We start from the raw sequence: 15,048 nt of genomic DNA on the forward strand, positions 1-15,048 counted from the left end.
CAATGCATTAACTTCGATTTGAAACCAATGCATTAACTTCGATTTGAAACATTCGCAGACATTATCAAAAAAGGGTGGATTTTTGATAGGTTGAGGGATTTGCAATTATATCTTTCGTCTCAAAAAACGAAGCGTTAAAAAATAAGTTGCGTATATTTAGAATCAGGCAGCATGTTGAAAGACGACTACAATGACGATAGAACCTTTTGGAAATATTAAATTTAATGAGAGAAACAAAGAGTGGTTTGGACTTGTGGATAATATTTGCCCGAACAATAAAGTCGAACTCAGTATTTCTGTCAACAACGTTGCCCAAAACCTGGACGACAAGCTAGAATTGGTTAAAAAATTGGCTGCAGACTATGAGCGTATTGTTACTGACCTTTACGATCTTGCCTACAAATCGTATAAAAAYACGGAATCTGAAGTGACAAGAAACGAAATAGAAAAAATGTATTTCTTGACTGCTGTAAACTTAAAAGAGGACAATAGAACATGGTGGTTAGTATTGGAGCCAGCCTTCAATGTAACCTCACGGTACAATCACTTTCTTCGTTTCACTATGCTAGACAGAAAAATTATTTGGGCAAACTTTGACATAAATATTGACAAGAAACGAAATAGAAAAAATGTATTTCTTGACTGCTGTAAACTTAAAAGAGGACAATAGAGCATGGTGGTTAGTATTGGAGCCAGCCTTCAATGTAACCTCACGGTACAATCACTTTCTTCGTTTCACTATGCTAGACAGAAAAATTATTTGGGCAAACTTTGACATAAATACCACCCCCGCTTGAGCACGCGTGTCGCGTGCACATTCAAGCAAAGCCAACCCTAACATATTTCACAAATTTAAATCCTGCCTTGATAAAAAAAAACAGCATTTTCCATCAAATCAATTTCAGCAATCCGATATCGAAATTAATTAATAAATTAGTTTATGTGTTACAGAGCAACCCAAACATCTAAAGCTTACGAGTATGCAGATTTTTATGCAGCACCAATCATTAATGACGCCGATTTAGAAGATCACATTTACTACCATGCCAACGGTTTCGCCCATCCAAACCTGGTTACAATAACGGCTAAAGACGGTGTGCGGCAAATGGAACGGATGACCTGGGGTTTGATGGCCAACTGGAAAAAACCACTGGCAGATATGGTTAAGCTATCAAATAATTCACTGAATGCCAAATCTGAAACGGTGTTCGACCTCGCTTCGTTTAAAGGAAGCATCATGACTAAACGCTGTATACTGCCGGTAGAAGGTTTTTATGAATATAAAGAAGTTGAAAAAGATAAATTGCCCTACTTCATTCATCCAAAAGAACATCCGTATTTTAACCTGGCCTGCATTTACGCTTTTTATCAAAATCCTGAAAATTTGGAATGGCACAAATCATTTGCAATTATAACTGCGCCGGCAAACGAACTAATGGCAGACATTCACAACACAAAATTCAGACAGCCCGTTATTATTTCGAATGAACAGATAAACACCTGGCTGAATCCGTCCACATCAAAAGAGGAAGTTATTCATTTAATGCAGCCCTGCGATGACTCGAATATGGCCGCTTATCGGGTTGACCGGGATTTAATTAAAATTGGAAACAAGCCCGAAGCCATGAAGGCAATTGAAGCGTAAGCAGCTATTTAAAGCTAAATTAATGTCACTAAAGCCAATAAGGCATTATTTATTAAAACCGCTCTTTCTAATACTTATGTATGGAGCGGTTTTTCCGTCATGTAGAGATGATTCTAAGCTTGATTACATCATTTCTAAAGAAGATAGTATAGATAAAGCGCTCCATACCAGATCTGATGGCGTTGTTTTATTACCAACTAAAGTAAAGTTTGGCAGGGACAACTTTATCATTGACTCAAATGATAACGTCTATTTTTATTCTTTTCAGGAACCTAAAGAAGTTGCTGGCGTGTTTGATGGCGAGGAGGATAACTCAGCTTGTTTAAAGCCTAATGGCTTATTGAAAATACCTAAGGGCCTGGAGCCAAAGTTTTTTGAAGAGAATGTTATCCTTCAAAAGAGTTCGGAGAAAATTAAAACTATAAATGTTGCTTCTTTTAATGATACCATCAGCACTGACTTTATCAATTTTTTGAAAGAAATCCAGCATAAAGACTCGTCTAGCTATTCGTTAAGAATCAGACGAGTAATACCAGAAGAAATTGAAGTAATGAGGTTTAAGATACTAGGAAGACATTATATCCCACACTATAGGAAGGAAGGGCTCCCCCCGTCAGGAAACAAATCATATTAAAAAGGCTAAAAAAATAGAGCAAAACGTTTCTGTTAAGTTATAGCTAGATTGAAGCCATTTCAATAAATGACATTGTTAATATAACTACCTTAATAAGGTTAGGACTTGCTGGCATCTACATTTTTCTGTACCTTCAATAGTTGAAAAATAACAGCTTAATCATTTAATAATTCACAATATGAAATCTCTTCTGTACTGCTTTCTAATTGTCTTTTCCTTATCTGCAAAATCGCAAATTGTTAGCAACTCCAAAATTTCTAATTTAAGAATAGGGAACAAAAGCCTATCTCATTCTGACACTTTAATAGTTGATGTAAAGGAGGCCTACAAACTCCATCTGGGCAGGAACAATACTTTTCAAACTGGAGATTTACTTTTCAGAGATTCAAATGAAAATACACAATTGCAATCAAAGTTGCCTTCAAGCGTGCAAAATTTAACTTTGTCTAAAAGCAAAATGTTGGTTGACCAAAAAATAATAAAAAGAGATTTGTTATTCAGGGATACGGATGTTAAGGCTAAATTGATTTTTCCTTAATATCAATTATAATCATGATTTTTTAAATACTGAATTACGTTGACATTTTCTGCTGGAGCACGCGTACCGCATGTACATTCAAGCAAAGCTTATGATTAATACAATTACGAAGCCTGCCCTATTACCTAATCTTTTATCCTACAATTTTGTCGAAACATTTCGCCTTAAAGGCGGCCATCATTCCAAAAAATACCAGCTCTATAATTAAAGGGCAATCCCACACTTTAAGTCAATTTTTATCGACCGCGAAATAATGATAATGCGCCACCGAATGGACTATTTGAAGCGTTGCCAATTAAAAATTAATATTCAGTTAGATAATTGAATTATTAGCTTTTTTTTAACAAATTGCGATTTTTACATCCGTTCATGAAGTCTGAATCAACAAATAGGTTAGCAAGTAAGCCACACTATCCAATACTAGATGGTCTTCGGGGTGTTGCTGCCATCATTGTTGTAACATTTCACCTGGCCGAACCATTCTCAACAGGTAATTTAGATAAATTAGTAAATCACGGTTATCTGGCTGTCGATTTTTTCTTCCTGTTATCAGGCTTTGTGATTGGTTATGCCTACGATGATCGCTGGCAGAAAACAACGGTGGGTACATTTTTTAAACGCCGTATCGAACGTCTTCAGCCGATGGTTGTGTTGGGAATGACCCTTGGAGCTATTGGATTTTATTTTACAGATTCTACCATATGGCCCATGATTCATGCCGTTCCCGTTTGGAAGATGTTGTTAGTGATGCTGATCGGTTATACAATTCTGCCGGTACCGCTGTCGCTTGATATTCGTGGCTGGCAGGAGATGCACCCACTTAACAGCGTGGGTTGGTCATTATTCTTCGAATACATCGCGAACATTTTATATGCAGTATGGATTAGGAAATTTTCTACGTTGGCATTGAGTATCCTGGTGGCTATTGCTGCTATTGCACTTGTACATTTAGCAGTCACCAACGGCGATGTTAGTGGTGGGTGGACGCTAAATTTTGAGCAGGTACGCATTGGATTTACCCGAACCATGTACCCTTTCTTTGCCGGCCTCTTACTGTCGCGGGTTGCCAGGCCGACTCAAATTAAGAATGCCTTCTTATGGTGCAGCCTTTTGGTCGCCATCGTGCTTTACATGCCGCGGCTTGGCGGTGCTGAGCATTTATGGTTGAACGGGATTTACGACTCTATCTGCATTATTATTATTTTTCCGCTGATCGTCTATTTCGGGGCAAGTGGCGTAATGCAATCTACAAAAGAAAACAGGCTATGCAAATTTCTAGGTGACATTTCTTATCCATTATACATGGTACATTACCCCCTGGTGTATTTTTACGTTGCGTGGATCAGCAATAATAAAGGGATAACGATTGGAGCGGCTTTGCCTTACGCATTAGGCATTTTAACAGGCAGTATTATTTTGGCCTATGTATCATTAAAATGGTATGACGAGCCTTTGCGTAAATGGTTAAGGAAAAAACTAGCTTAATTTAAGCTGCCATCTGCCCATGTTAAAGCCTATAAATCAATGGTCGTTTCTTGAGCATATCAATCTGAACTGCAATGATTTAACGAATAAGTTGTAAAAATCAATCTATTTATTCCTTTGCAGCAGGTGAACTCAAAAGGGTTTTTGTGGGATGCACCGATCTTAAACAAAAAACCTCATTTCGCATGGCATTTTTCAATTACTCCAAAGCTTTGCGACGGTTTAATAATTAAGAAACATTTTTCTTGAAAGTTAAATCATCGACATTCCAGTTTTAAGATTTGGTTATCAAATCTGCATTTGCAAGCGTATTTTAAGGTTTTTTGATAATAAACTTTAAATATCCCCTTAACACGATGCTTGTATTTTCGCCGGATATAACTAATTATTCATATGAAAATTTTCTATTACACGCTGCTATCAATTTTCATAGGCTGCGTTTTTCCGAGCCTGGCATCTGCCCAGGGCTCGCAGGCCTCAATTAATGGCGTAATCACAGAAGAATCGGGCAAGCCGGTTCCAGGAGCATCAATCTCCATACGGAATGAAGCAACCGGATTTAGTACTTCAACAGCTTCAAATTCAAAAGGTGAATATACCTTTAATCAGCTGCCGCTCGGCGGACCCTACTCCATAAATGTAAGTTTTACGGGTTTCGGAACCCAGAAAAAAACAGGTTTTATGCTAAACCTAGGCGATGCGCAAAAAATCAATATTCAAATAGAATCTACTTCAACGGCATTACAAACTGTCCAAATTACTTCTTCAGGACTTAAATCATCAATCCCAACCCTGGGTGCATCCACATCCATAAGCGCCAGAAACATTGCCAAGCTTCCTGTTAACGGGAGAAACTTCACCTCCTTAATCGACCTTTCTCCGCTAAGCAGAGGTGGAAGTATTTCGGGTCAACTGGCAACATCAACGAATTATTCTATCGATGGCATGACTGCAAAAAACCCGACTTTCGGAGGTACGGCAACACCTGGCGCTCCATATTCAATTTCCATTGAAGCGGTAAGAGAATTTAAAGTCGTTACCAACCAATATGATGTCACCTACGGCAGAAGTGGCGGTGGTGCCATAACAACGGCTACTAAATCAGGAACCAACGAACTATCCGGAAGTGCCTTCACTTTTGCCAGAGCCGATTGGTTGTCCTCGCCTTATGACATCAGAGGAAACAAGCGTAACAATGATTTCTCAACATACCAGTATGGTTTTAGTCTCGGTGGTGCCATTGTAAAAGATAAAGCGCATTTCTTTGTCGCTTATGATCACCAGAGAGATGCAAGACCATTACAAATTGCCGATATTCAATCCATAGATGATGAGAAACGCCTTAGCGTAACTCAGGCAACTTTAAATGACTTTTTAAGTATTGCACGAAATAAATATGGCGTAGCCAACACTCCGCAATTTGGATCGTTTGATAAAAGGGAAAGAACCGAGGCTGTATTTGCCAGGTTCGACTGGCAGCTAAACACTAAAAACCTGCTTACCCTTACTAATAATTTCATATTTGATCGCAATAACCAGAACATCGGCGACAATTCAGCGATTAATCTTTACGAGGTATATGGAACAAACAGAACCAGAAGCAATAGCACGCTGGCCACTTTAAGAACCGTTATCAATCCGCGATTAACGAATGAGGCAAAGGTTCAATATTTAACTTCATCTTTTGAAAGCCTTGCAGGCGAGCAATTACCGGAAACAAATATTCCCCGTGCAATCGTTCAGCAATTACCTTCAGTTGTTGATGGAAAAAATGTGCTAACAACCATTCAGCTTGGCGGGCAGCGTTATGCACCAGAATATTTTTTTAGCAATGTAGTGCAGGCAACAAATAACCTATATTTTAATACTGATAAAATCAATTTCACCTTTGGTGCAGATTTGATGTACACACACCTGTACTCGAGGTATGGCAGCGAGTTAAATGGAAGGTTCTATTATTTAGGTATGGATGCTTTTAGGAATAATACACCTTATAACTATGCAAGGGAAATACCTTTGGTAGATGATGAAAACGTAAGGCAGAATTATATCAATACAGCCCTTTATGCCCAAATGCAGACAACGCTTGCCCCGGGTCTGGATATGATGGCTGGTATCCGTGCCGACTACACCAACTATCTGAATAAGCCTAACTTTAACCGGGTGGTATTTAATGATCTTGGGTTAAAAACCGACCACTCTTTAAACACATTTCAGTTGCAGCCACGAGTTCAGTTTACCTGGGATATTGGCAGCAGACAAAAAGATATAGTAAGATTGGGTGGTGGAATTTTTGGTTCTGACATTCTGAACTATACCATGATCAATAATATGGTTTTTGACGGCACAAGAATGGCCTCAGTTGACCTTCGTGGGGCGAATGTTCCGGTCCCAAATTTTCCGGGATACCGGGCAGACCCCTCTACTGCACCAGGAAAGGAATTATTTAACAACCCGTCTATTCAAAAACTGACAACCATTAACCTAAACAGAGAGGACACCAGAATACCTGTTTTGTACAAGGCGAATTTTTCTTACAACAGGATTATCAATAGTAAACTGAGGTTGGGCGTTAGTGCCTACGCAAGTTTTGCCCGCAACAATTACATGTATACAGACGCAAACATGGTCGACCAGCCGTTTTTCAGGTTAGCCAATGAAGGCAACCGCGGTGTTTACGTTCCGGCGAGCTCTATTACCGCTCAGGGCGTTTCAAACTGGACATTAGGTAGAAAAACTACAAATGTTGGCAGGGTGCTTGCCCTAAACAGTGACGGGAAAGTAAACCAGTTCGCTTTCGTATTCGATGGTACATATAAATATTTCAAAGATGGTGAAATTTCGTTCAGTTACACCAGAAACGAAACTAAGGATAACACTTCCTATAATGGCAACGTAGCCAACAGCGCTACATTAGCGCTGCCGGTGAAAGATGATCCTAGAGACATCAGCAGATTATCGGCATCAGACAACCAGTTCAAAAACAAAGTGGTTGTTTACGGTACCTTGCCCACGTTTTATGGTGTAAGTGTGGGTATCCGTTACTCAGGCTTCGGTGGCTCGAGGTATTCGATGATTGTTTCAGGCAATGTAAACGGTGATTTTGTAGCAACAAATGATTTGGCTTTCGTTTTCAACCCTAACCAGGCGAGCGTTCCTGCTGCGGTTAGAACAGGTATCCAAACCATTCTCGATAATCCTTTAGTGAGCCAGAGCTTTAAAGATTATGTTACCAAAAGTATCGATCAGGTGGCTGAAAGAAATGGCGGGATAAACAGTTTTAACGGCCAGTGGGATATTCGTGTCGCAAAAAAATTCAAGATATCAGGTAAACAGTATTTAGAACTTTCCGGAGACGTCTTTAACCTCGGCAATTTGCTGAACAAAAAATGGGGTGTTAGTGAAATCCTTGGCACACAGGCAATATATTCTATCACAGGATTTAATGCAGCCACCAACACTTACAACTATGTTGTTAACCCAAATGCCGGAATCATAGTGCCATCAGGCAACCCATATCAGGTTCAGGTTGGCCTTCGTTACGGCTTTTAATTTTACAGAAGATGAAAAAAATTATAATTACAATGTTATGCATCATGTGTATCGGCTTTGCCGGTGCACAGATTGCTAAAAATCCTGCGCCAAAACTTATCAAATCACCGGAAGTAAGTGGAACGGGAAAGGTAACGTTTAGGTTTCTGGCTCCAAATGCCAGGAAGGTTATGCTCATTATGGATGATGCAAAAGTAAGACCTATGCAAAAGGACACTGCCGGAATATGGAGCTTTACTGAACAATTTAGTCCGGATATTTACAGGTATACTTTTGCTGTAGACGGAAATGTTCTGCCCGACCCGAACAACCCCATGATTAAACCCTTGTTTAAGCGGGCTTTAGGGCAAAGTCTGGCCTATGTTCCAGGACCTAAAACCCTGAGTTGGGAAGTGAATCAGGTACCTCATGGTATTCTTTCGCAGCATTTTTATAAATCGGATATTGTTGGCGATGAGAGAGACTTTAGGGTTTACACTCCACCCGGCTATAATCCTAACAGAAAAGAACCTTATCCTGTATTATACCTTTTCCACGGCATTACAGATGAAACCAGCGCCTGGACAACTGCTGGCCGCGAAAATGTTATTTTAGATAACTTGATTTCGCAGGGAAAGGCCAAGGAAATGATTATTGTAAACACGCTGGGCTACGGTGCCCCGGAAATGCTTGAACCTGGCGCCGGACCTTACGGGAAGGCCGCTTTGAAGAAAAATGAGGAACTCTTCGTTTCATCCTTTATCAAAGAAGTTATTCCGAGGATAGAAAGTATTTACAATGTTGGCAAGACCAAAAAATACAGGGCCGTTGCCGGCCTATCTATGGGTGGAGGGCAATCTTTAGATGTTGGCCTCAACCATCCAGAGTTATTTAGCTATGTTGCCGGTTTCAGTGCAGCGGTTATTTTACTGGATCCCGACTATGAAAAGGCTTTTCCAAAACTCGACGCATCAATCAATAAAGATTTAAAGCTGATCTGGATAGCTATTGGAAAAGATGATTTTCTAATTGAATCGAACAGAAAGTACAAAGCCTGGCTTGAATCTAAAAACATTAAATTTTTCTACCAGGAAACTGAAGGTGTACACTCTTACAACGTTTGGCGCCGTTATTTGACAGATTTTAGTCAACTCATTTTCAAAGACTAGAGGCTGAGATTTTGACATCGTTTTTGGAGGACAAGAAAATACCTGGCTAAAGAGCGTGAAAGACTTTTTAGCCAGTTATTTCGCAAGAAAAAGTGCCAAACATATCTGTTGTATTTATCCAATGCCTACCACTTTTTTCTAATCTATCAAAGATTAACATCTCCAAACCTTACCAATAAGAAAAGCACCTGACGAAAATCAGGTGCTTTTTTTTTACGAGGAAAGACAGGTTATTTATTCTGGTAGCTGCCCATTAAACGTATTAAAAGATCCGGGCTGTTCGTGATGATGCCATCTACGCCAATTTTCTCTAAAGCAATCATATCCTCTTCTTTATCTACAGTCCATGGCAAAATCAGCATGTTTTTCTCATGTACTTTCTTAACCATTTCCAGATCTACGCCACTGTAATACGGACTATAAATATCAGGTACGAATCCTAAGTTTTTAAGGTCTTCCTCGAGCCCTCCTTTTTTTGTATTCATCTGCTTAAAATAGTCATCAACTTCTTTGGCCGAAAATCCATACTTTTTAAGCTGATCCTCGGTTAGATTCATTTTACCCTGAACCAAAAGTGATAATTTAACCTGCGGCTCGTTCTGATGAAGAATTTTAAGCGTTCTCACATCAAAAGACTGTATGATGACCCGGCTTTTGATTCCTTTTGCATTAATTACATCCATCATTGTTTTCACAAATACCTCAGGAGTGGGATTATATTTTCCATCGCCCGCCGGAGAACATTTGGTTTCTATGTTGTAATAAACCGGTTTAAGATTAGCCTTTTTCACATAGTTTTCCACGCTGTCGATTAAATCACTTAATAAAGGCTTATGTGTTTTTAACCTTTGTTGATTAGGGAACATAGGATGTTGCTTAATTCCCAAACTATAGCGGCTGATGCTATCGTATGGCATCTGAAACAGGCTTAACCCTTTTTCTTCGTCTTTAACAATTTCAGTACCGTTGGGTTTACTCATGAACGCAGCTGACATATAGGCGTCGTGAGACACGACCACCTTTCCATCGGCAGAGATAACTACATCCAGCTCCAAAGTTTTAGCGCCTAATTTCACCGCATTTAACATCGCTGGAATTGTGTTTTCCGGCAATAACGCCATACCGCCACGATGGGCCTGAACGTCTAGCTTCTGTTGCGAAAAAGCAGTGCCCGATAATAAAAAGCATACAATTGCTAAGTTTTTTTTCATAAACTGTTCTATATTTTAAGTGCGTAAAAATAGAGCAGAGCAGTGGACAAGCATGTTAGGTGAATATTAAATTTAATGACTACATCAAATTGCATTATCCTTCAAAAAAGCTTTACGCTAAATGCCCTCCGAAATGGCTATCTATGCTCATTCGACTGTAAAGGCTATCTTAATAATTTATAGGATATGTACTCGCCGTCTCTTTCATCGCTTTTAATAAAGCTACATTTTTCCAATAATTTGATCGACCTCTGATTATCTTGTCTGGCGTTAGCAACGATTCTGTCTAGCAACAGATTTTTAAAGGCGAAATTTATCGTGGATGTTAAAGCTTCGAACATCAGGCCATTGCCCTGGTGCTGTGGCAACATTTCAAAGCCAATCTCTGCCTGAGCGTTCTCGATTTCGAAATTCCATATACCTATCGTTCCAATTAACTGGTCGAAGCCTTTCCGCACAATTGCCCACATAATAGCTTCATTATTGGCTTGCATAGTGCTAATTCTGGTTATGAATGCATCAGCTTCAACAACCGAGGCCGCTTTTTGCCGGTTGATGAATGCGTTCACGCTATCATTGCTGCGAAGCAAAAAAATTTCGTTCGCATCACTAACCTTTAGCTGCCGAAGATAAAGCCTTTCAGTGATGAGTTTCGGGAAAGGCTGGAAGTTGATGTCTATCATGTTAACTTTAACGAGTGTGAAATATAAATTAACCACATTTTTTGGCAAAAATCGAATTTAACCAACGCTATGAACAGAACAAGTGCGGCTTTTGTATCCGGCACCTCTACGCGGAGGCTAATTTCAGATAAAATTTTTGCCCATTGGGCAGGCTCGCATCAATTCTAAATTACAAATCATCCTTAAATCGCTTTAACATTTCAGTAACTAAAATTCCGTCAATCGTCATTCCCTGTAAATCACAGTCAAAGATACTGACCTGGTTAAGTTTACAATCGGTGAAGACAGTACCCACAAGGTCGCAACACTCAAATTTTAATGGGGCATGTTCGGACTGAGGGTCATACGCCGGATGGCCTTCTGGCGGCATGCCGACATTATGAATGTATGCACCCCCCAACTGTGCACCGTCTATCTCCATATTACTTAGGTCGGCATTTTTTATTTGCACGAATGCCATTGCTACATCATTAAACACCGTGTGATTTAGGCAAACCTTCGTAAATGATGAATGTTGCAGTATCGATTCCGCTGCAACCACTGGTTTCTCAGCGCCAGTAATTTTGATTGTTTCCATAGTGAATTTGTTTGTACAAACTTGCCAATAGATGAGCAGATAACAAACGGCTGGTCAGGACAAATAGAGGTGTTGAACTGGACAGAAGACAGGTACCAGAATTGTATGTAATTTTTATAAGGTCTAATAAAAATTAAATTTTTAGCTTTCTGAAGGTTCTGAGCAATGTTGAGTATCGAAAACGAAGGTAACTTTCCCGCACGCAATAATATTTTTTTTATCTGTGTGTTTCTGGCATCAATTAAGGTTGAGAGGGAATTGTGATTAATATTTTTTAATAAAGAAACATAGCCAATTCCATTAAAGGAAGGAATGATTAAGTTTTTGAAAACCGGCCTCGTTAAAGTTTGTGTGCCCGTTATTTAGTTATATCATTGCCACCTACTCTTTATTGATTCCGCCCGGTGTATCATACCCCAATCTATCATTGCATCAATCACTTTAGTAATGTGCTTACCAGAATCTGTTAATAGATATTCTATCAGGACAGGCGTCTGGTCATACACTTGTCGCTTCACAAATCCGTTTATTTCTAATTCTTTCAACTCTTTAGATAACATGCGAGGCGTAATCTTTTCGATATTTTCCAGTAAATCTTTAAAGCGAACTCTTCCGTGCAGTAAAGAAGCGATAATAGGGAGCTTCCATTTGCCGTTAATTACGTTTAAAGTATCAGTCAGTGCCAGCACGTAGTGCTTGGGGCATTGTTGAACCTTATCCCTGTCTATCAAATCTGTGAACGTTTCCATATCAATAACTGCAAGTCTTAGTATACAAAAGTATAGTAGTTATTTTAGATTAGCAAGTATATTTAAAATAGTGACTTCTCTATATTTGTGCGGTATTAAAAAAAATTTAAGATGATTATAGTTACAGGTGCAACAGGTCAGTTTGGCTCTAAAACCATTGACCATTTATTAAAAAAAGGTGCAGAACCTTCTACAATTTCTGCATTAGTTAGAGACGTAAAAAAAGCGAAACGCCTTGCAGATACGGGAATCACATTGAAAGCCGGCGATTATAATGATCACGAGTCGCTGATAAGTGCCTTTAAAGGTGTAGATAAGCTTTTGCTGGTTTCAAGTAATGATAAGGAAGCATTTGGAAACAGGACTAGCCAGCATCTAAATGTAATAAACGCTGCAAAAGAGGCACAGGTTAAGCAAATTATTTATACCTCTTTTATCAGAAAACCACATTTTGAAGATTCTGCTATAGCTGCATTTCAAAATTCTCATGTCCAAACGGAAGAAGCTTTAAAAGCGAGTGGTATTAATTATACTATACTTCAGAACGGAATTTATTTAGAGATGATCCCAATATTTGTAGGGGATAAAGTAGCTGAAACAGGAACCATTATGTTCCCAGCTCAGGCAGGAAAGGCCAGCTTCGTGCTTCGTGAAGAATTAGCTGAAGCAGCAGCTCATGTGTTATTAACCGAATCCCATGAGAACAAGGTTTATCAGCTTACAAATACAGAGGCGGTTACATTTGATGATATAGCGGATGCACTGTCGATTCAGCTTGCAAAAGGAGTAAAATATCACTCACCAACCCTTAATGAATTCGAAATGTTATTGAGGAAGCTGGGTATCCCTGACTTATACATTGGAATGTTTACAATGTGGGGGACTGCAGTAGCGCAAGGAACGATGGACCTGGAAGATAATACCTTACAAACGTTTTTAGAGAGAAAACCAACATCCATGATTCAATTTATCAATCAGACCTATGGATAACATTATTGCGTAGCACCGAAATATGGATGTTGCTTACCAGGATTTGTTTCTCTAATAACAAGCTATACCAAGTTTGAATTTGCCCACAACAACAATAAGCACAGTTCGTACAAGCTTCTAAACTGAACCGATACATTTTGTAAGTTTCCTCTATAGTGAATTTTTGTAATGTCGACTTGTCTTTTGGATGGCTTTTTCTTTGCCCCCGCTGGCGCACGCGTGTCGCGGGTGCATTTAACCAAAGTGTTTGGTTATTACATTTAGGAACCTTGCCCTATTACCTAATCTTTTATTCTACAATTTTGTCGAACCATTTGGGTCAAAAGCGGCCATCATTCCAAAAAATACAAGCTTGAAATTAGTTTAAGTATGCTATCGATTGCAAACTTTTCATGGATAATTTCAATGAAAAATTTTATTCCTTAATGAACCAGGCAGTTCACTTGCTAATTGGTAAAAAATGGTTCCAGATTTTTAATATTTTTTATCCTCGTCAACTGATCTTCATTTAAAGGCTTGATAATAAAATCGCTCACAATTTTGTAGGAGAATGCCCTTTGCTGGTCGCTGGGCTCGACAGAAGAACTTACCATGACAACATGCATTTTTGAAAACAGTGGATGCGCGGTGAGATCTTCAAGAAGTGACCAGCCGTTTTTAACGGGCATATTGATGTCGAGCATGATGAGATACTCTGTATCCATTTCACGATCAGTTTCGAGACGATCCAGCAGCTGGAGTGCACTGCTGAAAGATTCAGGATCATTTTTAACACCAAAATCAGAGATGACGGTCTGGTGAAGAAAAAGGGCAATGTGATCATCATCGACGATCATGATTTTGTAGCGCATATTTTTTTAGCAAGGCGTTCGAATGGTTAACACTATAAAACAAGATTGGTTTGCTGCCCTACAAAATGTTTTTTACCCTTTCGAAGATCATGAACCTGACCGAAACTACCGCATGCTTCCTACGATGTCCCGAATGGCGAGATCCAGGCTTTCTGCGCTATCCAGAATCATCCTGCACAGATTTAGCAGTTCCTTGTCTTCGGTTTGTTTTTCCAATATAGCAGTCAAAGCGAGTATATTGGTTAGTGGCGCTCTGACCAGATGTGACTGTTTGAAGGATATCCTGCTCAACAGCACTGATTTTTTTTCGATTTCGTCCAAAGCCCCGTCCAGGCGTATCCTATCCGCTACGAACTGTGTAATGTTATAGCCCAGACAGAAAATTCCCGCCGGAGCGCCCATTTCATCAAACATCGCTCTGTACTCCCACTGGGTATACAGATAACCACCCTTCCCGTCGTGCTTTCTTATTGTTGCTGGAAAAAGACTTCCGGGATTCTGAAAGCATTTTAGGGATACGTCCTCACAGGTTTTCCTATCATCGGGATGCATGGTAACGTGGTATGGCTGGCCGACAAGCGTTTCGTTTACAAAGGCAAATTGCTCCGCGTAATGCTGATTGACGTAAGCGTAATTTCCGTCCATTCCGGCGCTTATGATATAGAAGTAGTTAGATTTTTCCAGTAATTTTCTGGTTTCGGCAAAGTGTTCCATGAGAGATTGAGATAACTTATGTTTTTAGGAGCCATCGATGTGTGTGGCATTATTGATTGGAAAAATAACAAATGAGTCCGATTAAACAAAATGGCAAATGCAGCGGCCGAGTTGTTGCCCTGCTTACCAATTGATTACGTAGCAAATTTATAAGTACAAAACGCCAGAACGCGTTGAAATTTAGTGGCTAAGTAATGCTCCCGATTTCACTACGCGTGTGCATCTAAGCGAAGCCTTTGATTATTACAATTAGGAACCTGGCCGAATCATC

Annotated in this window: 13 protein-coding genes; 7 read left to right on the top strand and 6 right to left on the bottom strand. The window is 39.5% G+C overall.

Annotated features, from left to right (window positions below; translation table 11 throughout):
- Positions 1-190: 190 nt before the first annotated feature.
- The 6 genes from ASG14_RS10285 (at position 191) to ASG14_RS10315 (ending at position 9,002) form a co-directional block, all read left to right on the top strand.
- On the top strand, positions 191-670 hold the full coding sequence (locus ASG14_RS10285) for a hypothetical protein (RefSeq protein ID WP_056870989.1): 480 nt from the start codon (positions 191-193) through the stop codon (positions 668-670).
- Positions 671-940: 270 nt separating this feature from the next.
- Positions 941-1,645: an SOS response-associated peptidase gene (locus tag ASG14_RS10290; RefSeq protein WP_056870990.1), complete on the top strand. Its 705-nt coding sequence runs from the start codon at positions 941-943 to the stop codon at positions 1,643-1,645.
- A gap of 22 nt (positions 1,646-1,667) precedes the next feature.
- A complete protein-coding gene (locus tag ASG14_RS10295; protein ID WP_157274898.1) occupies positions 1,668-2,279 on the top strand; it encodes a hypothetical protein in 612 nt (203 codons plus the stop codon).
- A gap of 907 nt (positions 2,280-3,186) precedes the next feature.
- The gene (locus tag ASG14_RS10305) at positions 3,187-4,302 is read left to right on the top strand and encodes an acyltransferase (RefSeq protein WP_056870993.1); all 1,116 of its coding nucleotides are present in this window, start codon (positions 3,187-3,189) and stop codon (positions 4,300-4,302) included.
- 393 nt (positions 4,303-4,695) lie between these two features.
- Positions 4,696-7,854 (top strand): TonB-dependent receptor, encoded by a 3,159-nt coding sequence (locus tag ASG14_RS10310; protein WP_056870994.1) that lies wholly within the window; start codon positions 4,696-4,698, stop codon positions 7,852-7,854.
- A gap of 11 nt (positions 7,855-7,865) precedes the next feature.
- Complete coding sequence (locus ASG14_RS10315) at positions 7,866-9,002, top strand: esterase (RefSeq protein WP_056870995.1); 1,137 nt, start codon at positions 7,866-7,868, stop codon at positions 9,000-9,002.
- Between the two features lie 230 nt (positions 9,003-9,232).
- Here ASG14_RS10315 and ASG14_RS10320 read toward each other — a convergent pair whose 3' ends face one another.
- The 4 genes from ASG14_RS10320 to ASG14_RS10335 form a co-directional block, all read right to left on the bottom strand.
- Positions 9,233-10,213, bottom strand: a complete 981-nt coding sequence (locus ASG14_RS10320; RefSeq protein ID WP_056870996.1) for a glycerophosphodiester phosphodiesterase family protein — start codon at positions 10,211-10,213, stop codon at positions 9,233-9,235.
- Between the two features lie 164 nt (positions 10,214-10,377).
- Complete coding sequence (locus ASG14_RS10325; RefSeq protein ID WP_157274899.1) at positions 10,378-10,932, bottom strand: GNAT family N-acetyltransferase; 555 nt, start codon at positions 10,930-10,932, stop codon at positions 10,378-10,380.
- A gap of 133 nt (positions 10,933-11,065) precedes the next feature.
- Positions 11,066-11,473 carry a pentapeptide repeat-containing protein gene (locus tag ASG14_RS10330; RefSeq protein ID WP_056870998.1) on the bottom strand — a complete coding sequence of 136 codons (408 nt, stop codon included), beginning with the start codon at positions 11,471-11,473 and terminating at the stop codon, positions 11,066-11,068.
- Positions 11,474-11,844: 371 nt separating this feature from the next.
- Entirely contained in the window at positions 11,845-12,222 is a 378-nt protein-coding gene (locus ASG14_RS10335) for a helix-turn-helix domain-containing protein (protein ID WP_056870999.1), read from the bottom strand.
- Positions 12,223-12,333: 111 nt separating this feature from the next.
- Between ASG14_RS10335 and ASG14_RS10340 the strand changes: the two genes are divergently transcribed.
- Positions 12,334-13,212 (top strand): SDR family oxidoreductase, encoded by an 879-nt coding sequence (locus tag ASG14_RS10340; protein WP_056871000.1) that lies wholly within the window; start codon positions 12,334-12,336, stop codon positions 13,210-13,212.
- A gap of 446 nt (positions 13,213-13,658) precedes the next feature.
- Here the strand turns inward: ASG14_RS10340 and ASG14_RS10345 are convergent, their stop codons facing one another.
- Together ASG14_RS10345 and ASG14_RS10350 are read right to left on the bottom strand one after the other, a co-directional pair.
- Positions 13,659-14,063 carry a response regulator gene (locus tag ASG14_RS10345; RefSeq protein WP_056871001.1) on the bottom strand — a complete coding sequence of 135 codons (405 nt, stop codon included), beginning with the start codon at positions 14,061-14,063 and terminating at the stop codon, positions 13,659-13,661.
- A gap of 105 nt (positions 14,064-14,168) precedes the next feature.
- Positions 14,169-14,777: a PAS domain-containing protein gene (locus ASG14_RS10350; RefSeq protein ID WP_056871002.1), complete on the bottom strand. Its 609-nt coding sequence runs from the start codon at positions 14,775-14,777 to the stop codon at positions 14,169-14,171.
- Positions 14,778-15,048 lie beyond the last annotated feature (271 nt).

It is taken from the genome of Pedobacter sp. Leaf194, assembly GCF_001423945.1.
Taxonomy (GTDB): domain Bacteria; phylum Bacteroidota; class Bacteroidia; order Sphingobacteriales; family Sphingobacteriaceae; genus Pedobacter.